Source organism: Methylobacterium sp. J-118, assembly GCF_057836565.1.
The window spans coordinates 4485327-4498489 of sequence record NZ_JBYQFA010000001.1 but is presented as its reverse complement, the minus strand read 5'-3'; the positions used below and the strand labels follow the sequence as shown (position 1 = coordinate 4498489).

The 13163-nt window shown below is 71.4% G+C and carries 14 protein-coding genes; 3 read left to right on the top strand and 11 right to left on the bottom strand.

Annotated features, from left to right (window positions below):
• The first annotated feature begins 2 nt into the window (after window positions 1-2).
• Window positions 3-614, top strand: coding sequence for a molybdenum cofactor guanylyltransferase MobA (gene mobA, locus AC3IF3_RS22045; RefSeq protein ID WP_489230314.1), 612 nt, complete (start codon window positions 3-5; stop codon window positions 612-614).
• Between the two features lie 81 nt (window positions 615-695).
• Here mobA and AC3IF3_RS22040 read toward each other — a convergent pair whose 3' ends face one another.
• From AC3IF3_RS22040 to AC3IF3_RS22015, 6 genes are all read right to left on the bottom strand, one after another.
• Entirely contained in the window at window positions 696-1154 is a 459-nt protein-coding gene (locus AC3IF3_RS22040; RefSeq protein WP_243969650.1) for a peptidylprolyl isomerase, read from the bottom strand.
• A gap of 80 nt (window positions 1155-1234) precedes the next feature.
• Entirely contained in the window at window positions 1235-1732 is a 498-nt protein-coding gene (locus AC3IF3_RS22035; protein ID WP_489230313.1) for a hypothetical protein, read from the bottom strand.
• A 7-nt stretch (window positions 1733-1739) separates the two neighbouring features.
• A complete protein-coding gene (locus AC3IF3_RS22030) occupies window positions 1740-2288 on the bottom strand; it encodes a peptidylprolyl isomerase (protein ID WP_489218204.1) in 549 nt (182 codons plus the stop codon).
• 16 nt (window positions 2289-2304) lie between these two features.
• Window positions 2305-2808, bottom strand: coding sequence for a pantetheine-phosphate adenylyltransferase (gene coaD, locus AC3IF3_RS22025; RefSeq protein WP_489230312.1), 504 nt, complete (start codon window positions 2806-2808; stop codon window positions 2305-2307).
• A gap of 61 nt (window positions 2809-2869) precedes the next feature.
• Window positions 2870-5644 carry a DNA gyrase subunit A gene (gene gyrA, locus AC3IF3_RS22020; RefSeq protein WP_489230311.1) on the bottom strand — a complete coding sequence of 925 codons (2775 nt, stop codon included), beginning with the start codon at window positions 5642-5644 and terminating at the stop codon, window positions 2870-2872.
• 175 nt (window positions 5645-5819) lie between these two features.
• Window positions 5820-6128, bottom strand: coding sequence for a hypothetical protein (locus tag AC3IF3_RS22015; protein WP_489230310.1), 309 nt, complete (start codon window positions 6126-6128; stop codon window positions 5820-5822).
• 242 nt (window positions 6129-6370) lie between these two features.
• On the opposite strand from AC3IF3_RS22015, the gene AC3IF3_RS22010 reads away from it, so the two are divergent.
• Window positions 6371-7222: a S49 family peptidase gene (locus tag AC3IF3_RS22010; protein WP_489230309.1), complete on the top strand. Its 852-nt coding sequence runs from the start codon at window positions 6371-6373 to the stop codon at window positions 7220-7222.
• 11 nt (window positions 7223-7233) lie between these two features.
• On the opposite strand, the gene AC3IF3_RS22005 is transcribed toward AC3IF3_RS22010, so the two are convergent.
• Window positions 7234-8103, bottom strand: coding sequence for an NAD(P)-dependent oxidoreductase (locus AC3IF3_RS22005; RefSeq protein ID WP_489230308.1), 870 nt, complete (start codon window positions 8101-8103; stop codon window positions 7234-7236).
• A gap of 98 nt (window positions 8104-8201) precedes the next feature.
• Here AC3IF3_RS22005 and AC3IF3_RS22000 point away from each other — a divergent pair, with 98 nt between their 5' ends.
• The gene (locus tag AC3IF3_RS22000) at window positions 8202-9233 is read left to right on the top strand and encodes a P1 family peptidase (protein ID WP_489230307.1); all 1032 of its coding nucleotides are present in this window, start codon (window positions 8202-8204) and stop codon (window positions 9231-9233) included.
• 21 nt (window positions 9234-9254) lie between these two features.
• Here the strand turns inward: AC3IF3_RS22000 and AC3IF3_RS21995 are convergent, their stop codons facing one another.
• From AC3IF3_RS21995 to rarD, 4 genes are all read right to left on the bottom strand, one after another.
• The gene (locus tag AC3IF3_RS21995) at window positions 9255-9404 is read right to left on the bottom strand and encodes a hypothetical protein (protein ID WP_489230306.1); all 150 of its coding nucleotides are present in this window, start codon (window positions 9402-9404) and stop codon (window positions 9255-9257) included.
• A 115-nt stretch (window positions 9405-9519) separates the two neighbouring features.
• Window positions 9520-9801, bottom strand: a complete 282-nt coding sequence (locus AC3IF3_RS21990; protein WP_489230305.1) for a hypothetical protein — start codon at window positions 9799-9801, stop codon at window positions 9520-9522.
• Complete coding sequence (locus AC3IF3_RS21985; RefSeq protein ID WP_489230304.1) at window positions 9798-12188, bottom strand: hybrid sensor histidine kinase/response regulator; 2391 nt, start codon at window positions 12186-12188, stop codon at window positions 9798-9800. The genes AC3IF3_RS21990 and AC3IF3_RS21985 overlap by 4 nt, the downstream gene beginning before the upstream one ends.
• 52 nt (window positions 12189-12240) lie before the next feature.
• Window positions 12241-13137 carry an EamA family transporter RarD gene (rarD, locus tag AC3IF3_RS21980; protein WP_489230303.1) on the bottom strand — a complete coding sequence of 299 codons (897 nt, stop codon included), beginning with the start codon at window positions 13135-13137 and terminating at the stop codon, window positions 12241-12243.
• Window positions 13138-13163 lie beyond the last annotated feature (26 nt).

Sequence of the window (13163 nt, the reverse complement as noted above, 5' to 3'; positions counted from 1 at the left end):
GTTTGGACCGCCCGCCGATCCTGGGTCTGATCCTCGCCGGCGGCCTCGGCCGGCGCATGGGCGGGGGCGACAAACCCCTGCTCCGGCTCGGCGGCCGGACCCTGCTGGAGCACGTCGTCGCGCGGCTCGGGCCGCAATGCGCGGCGGGCCTGGCGCTCAGCGCCAACGGCGATCCGGCGCGGTTTTCCGGGTTCCCGGGGCCGGTCCTGCCTGATCCCCTGCCGGGGACGCCCGGGCCGCTCGCCGGCATCCTCGCCGGGCTGGATCACGCCGCAGAAAGCGGCATCGCGCGGGTGATCAGCGTCTCGGGCGATACGCCTTTCCTGCCGGCCGATCTCATGACGCGGCTTTCGGCGGTCGCGCCTGAGGCCGGCATCGCGCTGGCGGCGTCCGGGGCGCGGCAGCACTACACGATCGCGCTCTGGCCGGCGGCCCTGCGCGGCGCTCTGCGGACCTATCTCGAACAGGGCGAGCGGCGCGTCGGCGCGTTCATCGCCCGCCACGGGGCGGCTTCGGCAACCTGGCCGGCCGAGCCCGTGGACCCGTTCCTGAACATCAACACGCCGGAGGATCTGGCGGCGGCGGAGGCCATCAGTCTCACAGCCGGCGTTTGAGGCGGTATCCCATCCGAGGCCTCAGGCCAGGATGCAGAGGGGTGAGATCGCCCGCGCGTGATCGAGCGGGCGATTCGAGGCTCAGGCCGCGCCGATCGTCGCCTTCACGATCTTGTCCGGGGAGCGCGGCGGCTCGCCCTTGTTGATCGTGTCGACCACGTCCATGCCCTCCACGACCTTGCCCCAGACGGTGTATTGCTTGTCGAGGAAGCGCGCGTCGTCGAAGCAGATGAAGAACTGCGAGTTCGCCGAGTGCGGGAAGTTGGTCCGCGCCATCGAGCAGGTGCCGCGCACGTGCGGCTCGGCGTTGAACTCGGCCTTCAGGTCCGGGAGCTCCGAGCCGCCCGAGCCGGTGCCGGTCGGGTCGCCGGTCTGGGCCATGAAGTTCTCGATCACCCGGTGGAACGGCACGCCGTCGTAGAAGCCCTGGGAAGCCAGGGTCTTGATCCGCTCCACGTGACCCGGGGCGAGGTCGGGGCGCAGCGCGATCACGACGCGGCCCTTGGTGGTCTCCAGCACGATGGTCTCGTTGTCGGCCATAGATCGATCCTTTTCCGGTTGGGGGAACTGTATCGGCGCGCGCCGGATCCGGCCAGCGCCTGTGAGGGGATCGCCGGCGCTCAGGCCGGCGGGCGATAGACGAAGCGCAGCGCCACCGGCCGCCCGGCGATGGCGCGGCCGAGGCCCAGGGTGATGTGGGCCGGGGTGCAGCGCGCCATCGCGTCGAGGGTGCCGCGCACCAGGGTGGTCCGCTGATCCGCGGAGACACCGGCCGCGTAGGTGACGCGCGGCGGCCCGATCAGGCTGCCGTCGCGGCGCAGCGACAGCCGGAGGGTGATCTCGATGTCGTCGGACTCAGGTGTCGGCCGTCCGAGCCCGGCCGGCACCTGCCAGCAGGCGGCGAGCGCCGGGTAGAGTTCGGCGAGGGTGTCGGCGGGCTTCGTCGCCACCCGGGAGACCGGCACCGCGATCGTGGCGCGCAGGGTCTGCGGCAGGCTCAGGGGATAGGCGCCGCCGGGTTCGAGGGCGTAGCCGTAGAAGGGCCCGCCCTCGTAGGCCCTGGCGACCGCCGGCGCGAAGGTCAGCAGGAGGATCGAGGCGGCGCGCCGGCCCAGCATCGAGCCTCTACTTGGCCTTCTCGGCCATCGTCATGCTGACGATCTTGTCGGGGTCCTGCACGGAGCCCCCCGGCGCGCCGGGGGCGGCCTTCTTGATCTTGTCGAGCACGTCGAGTCCGTCCGTGACGTTGCCCACGATCGTGTACTGGCCGTTCAGGTTCGGTGCGTCGGCCAGGCAGATGAAGAACTGCGAGTTCGCCGAGTTCGGATCCTGCGAGCGGGCCATGCCCACCGTGCCGCGGCGGAACTGGGCCGATTGCGAGAACTCCGCCGGGATGTTCGGCAGGCTGGAGCCGCCGGTGCCGTTGCCCTTCGGGTCGCCGGTCTGGGCCATGAACCCGTCGATCACCCGGTGGAACTTCAGGCCGTTGTAAAAGCCCTGGTTCACCAGCGTCTTGATCTGCTTGACGTGCTTGGGCGCGAGCTCGGGACGCAACTCGATGGTGATCCGTCCATCCTTGGTCTGGAGATAGACCGTGTTGGCGTCGGCGGCGCGGGCCGCCGTAGCGGTGCCGAGCGTCAGGGCGAGCGCGAGGAGGGCGTGGCGTCGGTTCATCGAAGGCCTTTCAGGTTCAGGACTGTGCGGTGAAGCGCTGCCGGAGGCGCGCGGCCACGGCGGCGGGCACGAAGGGCGAGACGTCCCCGCCCATGCCGGCGATCTGGCGCACCAGCGTCGCGGTGATCGGCCGCGCCTGCGTCGAGGCGGGCAGGAACACGGTCTGCACCTCCGGCGCCATGGCGCCGTTCATGCCGGCGAGCTGCATCTCGTAATCGAGATCCGTGCCGTCGCGCAGGCCGCGGATGAAGATCGTGGCGCCGCAGCGCCGGGCGGCCGAGACGGCGAGATCGTCGAAGGTGGCGATCTCGAGCGTCGCGCCCTCCGCGGCAGCCACCGGTCCGCAGGTCTCGGTGAGGAGCGCGGCCCGCTCCTCGGCCGAGAACAGCGGCGCCTTGCCGGGATGCACGCCGATGGCGATCACGAGGCGGTCCACCAGCCGGCAGGCTTGGCGGACAACGTCGAGATGGCCGTTCGTGACCGGATCGAACGAGCCGGCATAGAGGGCGGTGCGGGTCATCGGGGCCCGGCCTAGAGCATTTTTGCGCCGGACGGAACCTCGGGGTGAGACGGCCGGGGCCTCACACCTCCTCGGGGCCGCCCTCCAGGCCGCCCTCAATGCCGCCCTCAATGCCGCCCTCTGGGCCAACCTCCGCGCCACCCTCGTCCTCACCCTCGATGTGCTCCACCGAGACGACCTTCTCATCCTTGGCGGTGTTGAACACCGTGACGCCCTGCGAGGCGCGGCCGACGATGCGGATGTCGTCCACCGGCACCCGGATCAGCTGGCCGCCATCGGTGACCAGCATGATCTGGTCGGTGGCCTCGACCGGGAAGGAGCCGACGAGGCTGCCGTTGCGGTCGTTGACCCGCATGGCCGTGATGCCCTTACCCCCGCGGCCCGAGGTCCGGTACTCGAAGGACGAGGAGCGCTTGCCATAGCCTCGCTCCGAGAGCGTGAGCACGTATTGCTCGGCCGCGCCCATCTCGGCGTAGCGCTCCGGCGAGATCGCGGCGGCCTCGGCGCCGTCCTCGGCCTCGATCTCGGCGCCCTCCTCCGCCTCGCCGGTGACGGCACGGCGCATCTTCAGGTAGCCGGTCCGCTCCTCGGCGCTGGCGTCGAAGGCGTTCAGGATCGTCATGGAGATGACCCGGTCGTCCGGGGCGAGCAGGATGCCGCGCACGCCGGTGGAATCGCGGCCCTTGAACACGCGCACGTCCTCCACGGGGAAGCGGATGCACTGCCCCTTGGCGGTGGTGAGCAGCACGTTCTGGTCCGGCCGGCAGATCTCGACATGGACGATGTGGTCGCCCGGATCGAGCTTCATGGCGATCTTGCCGTTGCGGTTCACCGTGGTGAAGTCCGACAGCTTGTTGCGCCGGACATTGCCGCTGGCGGTCGCGAACATCACGTCCAGCGTCTCCCAGGAGGCCTCGTCCTCCGGCAGCGGCATGATCGTGGTGATGCGCTCGGAGGTGTCCTGCAATTGCAGGATGTTGACCAGCGCCTTGCCGCGGGCGTTCGGGGCGGCCATCGGCAGGCGCCAGACCTTCTCCTTGTAGGCCTGGCCCTGGCTGGAGAAGAACAGCACCGGCGTGTGCGTGTTGGCCACGAACAGGCGGGTGACGAAATCCTCGTCCCGGGTCGCCATGCCGGAGCGGCCCTTGCCGCCCCGGCGCTGGGCCCGGTAGGTCGAGAGCGGCACGCGCTTGACGTAGCCGGCGTGGGACACGGTCACCACCATGTCCTCGCGGGCGATCAGGTCCTCGTCCTCGACGCTGCCGTCGAAGTCGACGATCTCGGTCCGGCGCGGGGTGGCGAACTGCTCGCGCACCTCGACCAGTTCCCGCTTCACGATCGCCTGGATGCGCACCCGGGAGCGCAGGATGTCGAGATAGTCGGCGATCTCGTCGGCGAGCGTCTTCAGCTCGTCGCCGACCTCGTCGCGGCCCAGGGCGGTGAGGCGCTGCAGGCGGAGGTCGAGGATGGCCCGGGCCTGGGTCTCGGACAGGCGGTAGGTCCCGTCCTCGGCGACCCGGTGGCGCGGGTCGTCGACCAGCGCGATCAGCGGCGCGATGTCGTGGGCCGGCCAGTCGCGGCCCATCAGCGCCTCGCGGGCCGAATTCGGGTCCGGCGATGTCCGGATCAGCCGGATCACCTCGTCGATGTTGGCGACCGCGATGGCGAGGCCGCACAAGACGTGGGCGCGCTCGCGGGCCTTGCCGAGCAGGAACTTGGTGCGCCGGGAGACGACCTCCTCGCGGAAGTCCACGAAGGCCTCGAGCAGGTCCTTCAGGTTCATCAGCTCGGGGCGGCCGCCGTTCAGCGCCACCATGTTGCAGCCGAACGAGGATTGCAGCGGCGTGAACCGGTAGAGCTGGTTGAGCACGACATCCGCCATGGCGTCGCGCTTGATCTCCACGACGATGCGCATGCCGGTGCGGTCGGATTCATCGCGCAGGTCGGAGATACCCTCGACGCGCTTCTCCTTCACCAGCTCGGCGATCTTCTCGACCAGCGTCGCCTTGTTCACCTGATAGGGGATCTCGGTGAAGATCAGCGCCTCGCGCTCCTTGCGCAGCTCCTCGACATGCGACTTGGCGCGCATGATCACCGAGCCGCGTCCCGTCGCGTAGGCCTGCCGGGTGCCGGCCCGACCGAGGATCATGCCGCCGGTGGGGAAGTCCGGCCCGGGGACGATCTCGGTGAGCTGCTCGATGGTCAGCCCCGGATCGTCGATCAGCGCCATGCAGGCGTCGATCAGCTCGCCGAGGTTGTGCGGCGGGATGTTGGTCGCCATGCCGACCGCGATGCCGCCGGCGCCGTTGGCCAGGAGGTTCGGGAACCGGGCCGGGAGGACCTTGGGCTCCTCCCGCGATTCGTCGTAGTTCGGCTGGAAATCGACGGTGTTCTTGTCGATGTCGGCGAGCAGCGCGGTCGCGGGCTTGGCCAGGCGCGATTCGGTGTAGCGCATGGCCGCCGGCGGATCGCCGTCGACCGAGCCGAAATTGCCCTGCCCGTCGATGAGCATCAGGCGCATGGAGAAATCCTGCGCCATCCGCACCAGGGCGTCGTAGATCGATTGGTCGCCGTGCGGGTGGTAGAGACCGATCACGTCGCCGACGATGCGCGCCGACTTGACGTATTTCCGCTCGGGCAGATGCCCGGATTCGAAGGCGGAATAGAGGATGCGCCGGTGGACCGGCTTGAGGCCGTCGCGGGCGTCGGGAAGCGCCCGGCTCACGATCACGCTCATCGCGTAATCGAGGTAGGAGCGGCGCATCTCGTCGGTGATGGAGACGGGGCGGATGTCGCTGGCGGGCGGGGCGGTGCCAGTCGGATCGTTCTCGGCCAAGTCGATTTCCGTTCTGAAGCCCGGATGGGCGGTGCTCGCGGCCGTCGACCGACGCGCGATGCGCCGGGACGGTCCCGCGGAAGAGCAGTGATATCAGACGGTTAAATAAAGTTTTCCGAGGCCCCCCGCAAGGCCGCCTCCCGGCCTGTCCGGGCCGGGCGGCGGGTCGGTCGGCTCAGTAGAACGTGAGGTTCCGGTGGCCGACGGCGCGGCCGGGCCGGGCGTGATGCGGGCGGACGTGATGAAGGCGGTGCCCGTGATGGCGATGCCAGTGGTGACGGTGGCGGCGGTGATGCCAGTGGCGCCGCCCGTGATGGCGCCGGTGCCAGTGGCGCCGGTAGTGCCAGCGGGCCAGCTGCACCTCCGGGGCGGGCGCGGCCGCCTCGGCGATCGCCGGGACCGGAAGGGGGGCCGCACGCGCGGGCACCCCCGCCAGCCCGCCGATCAGGGCGGCAAGGAGGACCAGGATAGGCCAGGGTCGCATCGTCTCTCTCCCGTGTTGGCGCCCGGACGATCCTGCGGATCCGGGCCGGCACGAGGCTCGCGCCGCGGGCAGAAACGGCCAAGGTCGGCCAACGGTTCGCCGGTCATGACTGCGCAGATCGGAAACCCGCCCCGGCCCGCCGCCGCACCGCCCTTGCGCCCCGGGGCGGAACGCCCAGTTTCCCGATGCCCCGCCCGGGCCGTTCGCCGCCCGGGCCCCCGACGAGCCCGCGCCAGATCTCCATGCCCTTCGCGTTCCCCGACACATTCCGGGCCCTCCTGCCGCGCCGGTTCCGGAACCGCCGCCCGCGGGTCGCCGTGGTCCGGCTCTCCGGCACGATCGGGGCGGTCTCGCCGATCCGCCCGGGCCTCTCGATCGCCAGCGTGGCGGGCAGCCTGGAGCGGGCCTTCGGGATGCCCGGGGTCAAGGCCGTGGCGATCGTGATCAACTCGCCCGGCGGCGCGCCCGCGCAGTCGCACCTGATCCACCGCCGGATCCGGGCGCTGGCCGCGGAAAAAAGCCTGCCGGTGGTCGCCTTCGTGGAGGATGTCGCGGCCTCGGGCGGCTACATGATCGCCTGCGCGGCCGACGAGATCGTCGCCGACCCGACCTCGATCGTCGGCTCGATCGGGGTCGTGTCCGCCGGGTTCGGCTTCCACGGCCTCCTGGAGAAGCTCGGCGTTGAGCGCCGGGTGCACACCCAGGGCGAGGCGAAGTCCATGCTCGACCCGTTCCGCCCCGAGGACCCCGCCGATGTGGAGCGGCTGAAGCGCATCCAGGCCGACATCCAGGACCTGTTCACCGGCCTCGTCACGGCCCGGCGCCCGGCCCTGTCTCCGACCGAGAACCTGTTCACCGGGGCCGTGTGGACCGGCCGGCAGGCGCTGCCGCTCGGCCTTGTGGATGCCCTGGGCGACCTCCGCACGACGATGCGCGCGCGCTTCGGCGAGACGGTCGACCTGCGCCTCGTCGCGGAGGCGCGGGGCGGGCTGGTCGCCCGCCTTCTGCGCCGGGGTGGGGCGCCGGGCGGGATTGCCGCGGGCGCCCTGGCCGCGTTGGAGGAGCGCGCCGCCTTCGGCCGGTTCGGTCTCTAGGCGCGGGCGTCTCAGCCCCGCCCCGCGCGCCGGGCGGAGACGCGGGCCAGGGCGGCGAGGTCCTTCTCGCCGTCGCCGTGGGTGATCGCCTCGATCAGGCCGTCGCGCAGGACGCTGGCGAAGGGCATCGGCACGCCCGCGCCCTCGGCGGCCTGGAGCGCGAGGCGCACGTCCTTGGCCCCGAGCTTGAGGATGAAGCCCGGCGGCTCGTAGCGGTTCTGGGCGATCGAGGCGCCGTAGCCCTTGTAGACCGGCGAGGCGAACAGGGTGTTGGTCATCAGGTCGAGGAAGTCGGCGCCCGCGACTCCGTGGCCCTCGGTGAGGGCGCAGGCCTCGCCCATGGCCTCGATCGCCGAGATCAGCATGAAGTTGCCGGCCAGCTTGACGGCGTTCGCCCGCACCGGATCGTCCCCGAACCGCCAGGTCTTGGCGCCCATGGCGTCGAGCAGCGGGCCGGCCCGGTCAATCAGCTCCGCAGCCCCGGCGGCCACGATGTTGAGTTTGCCGGCCTCCGCCACGTCCGGTCGCCCGAAGACCGGCGCCGAAATGTAGGGGACGGCCGCCCGGTCGTGCACGGCCGCGAACTGCTTGGCGAGCGCCACCGAGACGGTGCTCATGCCGATATGCAGGCCCGGGCGCTCCGGCCGGTCGAGCAGGCCGCCGGCCACGATCACGGCCTCGAGCGCCGCGTCGTCCGCCAGCATGGTGACGACGGCGTCGCCCGCAAAAGCCTCCGCGGCGCTGCCCACCGGGGTCACCCCCGCGATACCCTGCGCCGCTGCCGGCGTGCGGTTCCAGGCCCGGACCCGGTGTCCGGCCCGCGCGAGGCTGGCGGCCATGCCCCGGCCCATCCGCCCCATCCCGATGAATCCGACGTCCATGGCGTGCTCCTCGCTGCGTCCGCCGTATCGACCCGGACCGGGCTGCGACGGCGCAGGCGGGGATTTGTCCCGATCGCCGGACATGGCAAGCTCGCGTCATGCTGCGCAATCGCATCACAGACATTCCCGGCCTGCGGGTCGGCCACGCCAGCGACCTGACGCTCGCCAGCGGCGTCACCGCGATCCTGTTCGACGCGCCGGTGGTCGCCTCCGTCGATGTGCGTGGCGGCGGGCCCGGCACCCGCGAGACCGATCTGCTCGATCCCGAACGCACCGTGGAGCGGATCGACGCTCTGGTCCTCTCGGGCGGCTCGGCCTTCGGGCTCGACGCGGCGGCGGGCGTGACCGCGTGGCTCGCCGAGGCCGGGCGCGGCTTCCCGGTGGGCACCATGCGCGTGCCGATCGTGCCGGGCGCGATTCTGTTCGATCTCCTGAACGGCGGCGACAAGGCCTGGGGCCGCTACCCGCCCTATCGCGAGCTGGGCTTTGCGGCGGCCGCGGCGGCGGCCGTGGATTTCGATCTGGGCTCCGTGGGGGCCGGGACCGGGGCCCGCACCGGGCGCCTGAAGGGCGGGATCGGCTCGGCCTCGGCCCTGGTGGCGGGCACTGGCTTCCGGGTCGGGGCGCTCGTGGCCGTCAACGCCTTCGGCAACGCGACGATCGGCGACGGGCCGCATTTCTGGGCGGCGCCGTTCGAACAGGCGGAAGAATTCGGCGGCCTGGGCTCGCCGGCCCGGGTGCCGGACGATGCCCTCGCCTTCCCGGCCCGGACGTTGCCGGGGGCCGCCACGACGCTCGCCGTGGTGGCGACCGACGCGGCGCTGACCAAGGCGCAATGCCGCCGCCTCGCGGTGGCGGCCCAGGACGGCCTCGCCCGCGCCCTCGTGCCGGCGCATACGCCGCTGGACGGCGATCTGGTGTTTGCCGCGGCCACCGGCGCCGTGCCGCTCGCCGACCCGGTGGCGGACCTTGCCCACCTGGGCGATGCAGCCGCGCGGGTGCTGGCGCGGGCCGTGGCGCGGGGGGTTTTTTGCGCCACGCGGCTGCCGGGTCATGCGGTGGCGTCGCCACTGGCCTGGACGGGTTTGCCGCCGGCTTGGGGTGACGTGTTTCGGGGCGTTCAAGTTTAGAAATTGCGCACGCGGGACTTGTCAGTTCGGCGCCAGGAGGAACCACTTGTCTGGCGCGAAGCGTATCACCTTGCCCTCGAACCGATCGTAGAATTCCGGCACCGTGTTGAACACGACTTCGCGTCCAGCAAGGATCTGGATGGCATGCTCGATTCTTGGTCGTTCCGACATGCCGAAGAAGCTTACGATGACGTGGCTCCAGGATCGCCCACCGCATCCCATCGTTCTGCAGCATCAACACACCAAATCCCTCAGCGCGGCATCCAGCCCGCGATGAGGGGCCGTCTCACACCTCCCCGCGGGCATCCTCGATCAGCTGTGCCAGCCCGGCATCGACCTCCGCGCCGAGCATCTTCCGCTCGGCGTCGGTGAGATCCTTGGCCCAGGCGGTGCCGCCAAACCCCTCCGCGCAACGCGCCCGCTCGGAGGCGATGTAGGCCTCGGTCTCGGCGGGCCGCGTCTTCATGGCGTGGACGAGGCCGAACCACGCCGCCCGCTCCACCACGGCGAGCCGCGCCCGCAGGCGGATTGCCGCCGCCTTGTTCGGATCGATGCCTTCAACGCTCATGGCCGCTCCTGCGTATCCTGTTCGGCGAGCCGCGCGATCAGACCCTGGAGTTGTCCAGGCACCGGCTCGCTCGCCGAACGCGCGTAGAGCACGCGCAGTTGCCGGCCGATCTCGGCGAGGCTCATGGAGCCCTTGGCGATCACCCGGTCGGCCTGCTTGTTCAGGCTCTCCTTCTCGGCATGGGTGATCTCCTTGGCGGTGAGCACCACCACCGGCACGTCGCCGTCGGGCCGGGCGCGCAGGGCCCGCAGGAAGCCGAACCCGTCCATCTCGGGCATCATCAGGTCGAGGAGGATCAGGCTCGGGCGGGCCTGGCTGAACCGGTCCAGGGCGATGCGGCCGTTCTCGGCCTCGTCGACGGTCCAGCCCTCCCGGCCGAGCGACCGGCGCAGGCGCTCGCGGGCATCGGCGTCGTCGTCGACCACCAGCACCCGGGCCTCGTTGGGCGCCGCCGGCCGGTAGCGCTCCATCAGCCCCTTGAGCCGGTCCCAGTCGATCGGCTTGACGAAGTAGTCGGTGGCGCCGAGCGCCTGGCCGAGGCCCTGTTCGGCCACCACCGAGGTCATGATCACCGGCGTTCCGACCAGATCGGGATCGCTGCGCACCGCGTGCAGCACCGCCCAGCCGTCCATGCGCGGCATCTCGACGTCGAGCAGGATCGCCCGCGGCTTCAGGGCCCGGGCGAGGGTCAGGCCGGCGCGCCCGTCATTGGCGCTGCGGACGTGGAAACCCTCGCGTTCGAGGAAGCGCTGGAGCAGCTCGCGGGCGGCCGGATCGTCGTCGACCAGCAGCACCGTCTCGTGCTGCTCGTGCGGCTCGACCGGTTTGTGGGCCTCGACCTCGGCCGCGGGCGACTCCTCGGGACTGAGCGTCGCGGGCAGGCGGATCGTGAAGGTCGCGCCCGCGCCCGGGACGCTGGTGACGTCGATGTCGCCGCCCATCGTCTGGCAGAAGGCGCGGGTGATGGCGAGCCCGAGGCCGGTGCCGCCGAACTGGCGGGTGGTCGATTCGTCGGCCTGCACGAAGCGCTCGAACAGCCGTTCGATCTGCTCCGCGCTCATGCCGATGCCGGTATCGGTCACCGCGAAGGACAGCCAGTCCGCCTCCGCCTCCCGGTGCCGGCGCACCGTCAGGGTGATGGTCCCCGTCTCGGTGAACTTGGCGGCGTTGCCGATCAGGTTCAGGAGGCACTGGCGGATCTTGGTCTGATCCTGGTGCATGGAGCCCAGTTCGGCCCCCGCGTCCTCGCCCGCGTCGAGCACGAAGCGGTTGCCCTTCTTCTCCACCAGGGAGCCGGTGGAGTCGGAGACGTCCCGGAGCAGGTCCGACACCGAGAAGGTCTCGGCCGAGGCGGTCATGCGCCCGGCCTCGATCTTGGAGATGTCGAGCACGTCGTTGATCAGCGACAGGAGGTGGCGGGCCGCCGCCTCGATCTTGCGCAGGTCCGGCAGGAGGGCGGCCTGGCCGATATCCTCCAATTCCTCGCCGAGCATCTCGGAATAGCCGATCACCGCCGAGAGCGGGGTCCGCAGCTCGTGGCTCATGTTGGCGATGAACTGGCTCTTGGCGCGGTTGGCCGCCTCGGCGGCCTGCCGGGCCCGCTCCACCGCCTCCTCGGCCTCCCTGCGCTCGGTGACGTCGATGCAGGTGCCGACCCATTCCCGCAGGGTTCCGTCCTCGGCGAGCACCGGCACGCCGCGCACCTCCATGGCGCGCCACGCGCCGTCGTGGCGGCGCAGGCGGTACTCGACCTCGTAGGTCCGGCGCGCCTCCACGCAGGCCGCCCAGGTATCGGCGGCCTGCGCCCGGTCGTCGGGATGGACCGCGTCCAGCCAGCCCCAGCCCTGATAGGCCTCCTCGGTCTGCCCGGTATAGGTGCTCCAGCGGACCTGCGGCGGCATCAGCTCCCCCGCCGCGTTGGTGTTCCAGATCACCGCCGCCGAGGCGTCGACCAGAGCCCGGAAGCGCTGCTCGGAATGGCGCAGGCGCTCCTCGATCGCCCGCCGCCCGGAGATGTCGGTGTTGGTCCCGTACCAGCGCAGGATCCGCCCGGACGCGTCCCGGTGGGGCCGCGCCTTCGACAGGAACCAGCGGTAGGTCCCGTCCTGGCCCCGCAGGGGGAACGTGTCCTCCCAGGTGCTCCCGAGGGCGATGGCGGCCTGGTAGCGCTCGGTCACCGCCGCGACGTGGTCGGGATGGTGGACGGTGCGCCAGCCCCAGCCGCGCATCTCCGCGAGGGACGTGCCGGTGTAGTCGTACCAGCGCTGATTGTACCAGACGATGGTGCCGTCCGCCTCGGCGATCCAGGCGAGCTGCGGCAGCGTCTCGGCGAGAATCCGGTAATCGGCATCCGTGACGGCCTGCGCGCCGCCCTCAGTCTCGCTCATCGGCTAAGCGCTATCCCCTCATCCGCCCGCGGCGGCCCTGTACCGGTATGCCTTATACACGCATCCCGTCCGGATCCGATCGCAACCGCGCGGGCGCGGCGTTGCGGCGGTCGCGCAGGGCGTCGATCGTGTAGAGGGCGAGCGCCGCCCAGATCAGGGCGAGCATCGCCGCCCGCGGCGGCGCCACCCGCTCGCCGAAGGCCAGCACGCTGAGGCCGAGCAGGCAGGTCGGGGCGACGTATTGCAGCAGCCCGAGGGTGGTCAGGCGCAGCCGCACCGCGGCGGCGGCGAACCAGATCAGCGGCAGGGCGGTGGTGAGCCCCGTGAGCATCAGGAGCGCGAGGCCCGCCGTCTCCGCGGGCAGGAACGGCTCCGGGGACAGGGCCAGCCACACCACCGCCGCCGGCAGGAGCACCAGGGTCTCGGCCAGGAACCCGACCAGCGCGTCGACCCCGACGATCTTCCGGACGAGCCCGTAGAGGGCGAAGGTCACGGCCAGCGACAGGGACAGGACCGGCAATTCGCCGGCCCACACCACCGCGATGGCCACGCCCGCCGTCGCGACGGCGACCGCCGCGGCCTGCATCGGCCGCAGGCGCTCGCCGAGCACCACCCGCCCCAGCGCCACGCTGACCAGGGGGTTGATGTAGTAGCCGAGGCTCGCGTCGAGCAGGTGCCCGCTGCTGACCGCGGAGAGGTAGAGCAGCCAGTTCACGCCGATCATCGCCGCGGAGAGCAGTAGCAGGGCGTGGCGTGGCCGCAGGGGCAGCGGCAGGTTGAGGCGGTGGCGCGCCGCGAGCACCAGCGCCAGCGTACCGGCGAACAGGCTCGACCAGACGATCCGCTCGGCCAGGATGTGGTTCGGGCTGTAGGCGCCGAGCAGCCGGAAATGCAACGGGACCAGGAGGCCCCAGCTGAGGTAGGCGGCGAGCGCGTAGACGAGGCCCACGGGTTCCTCCCGGCCGGCCCGGCGGG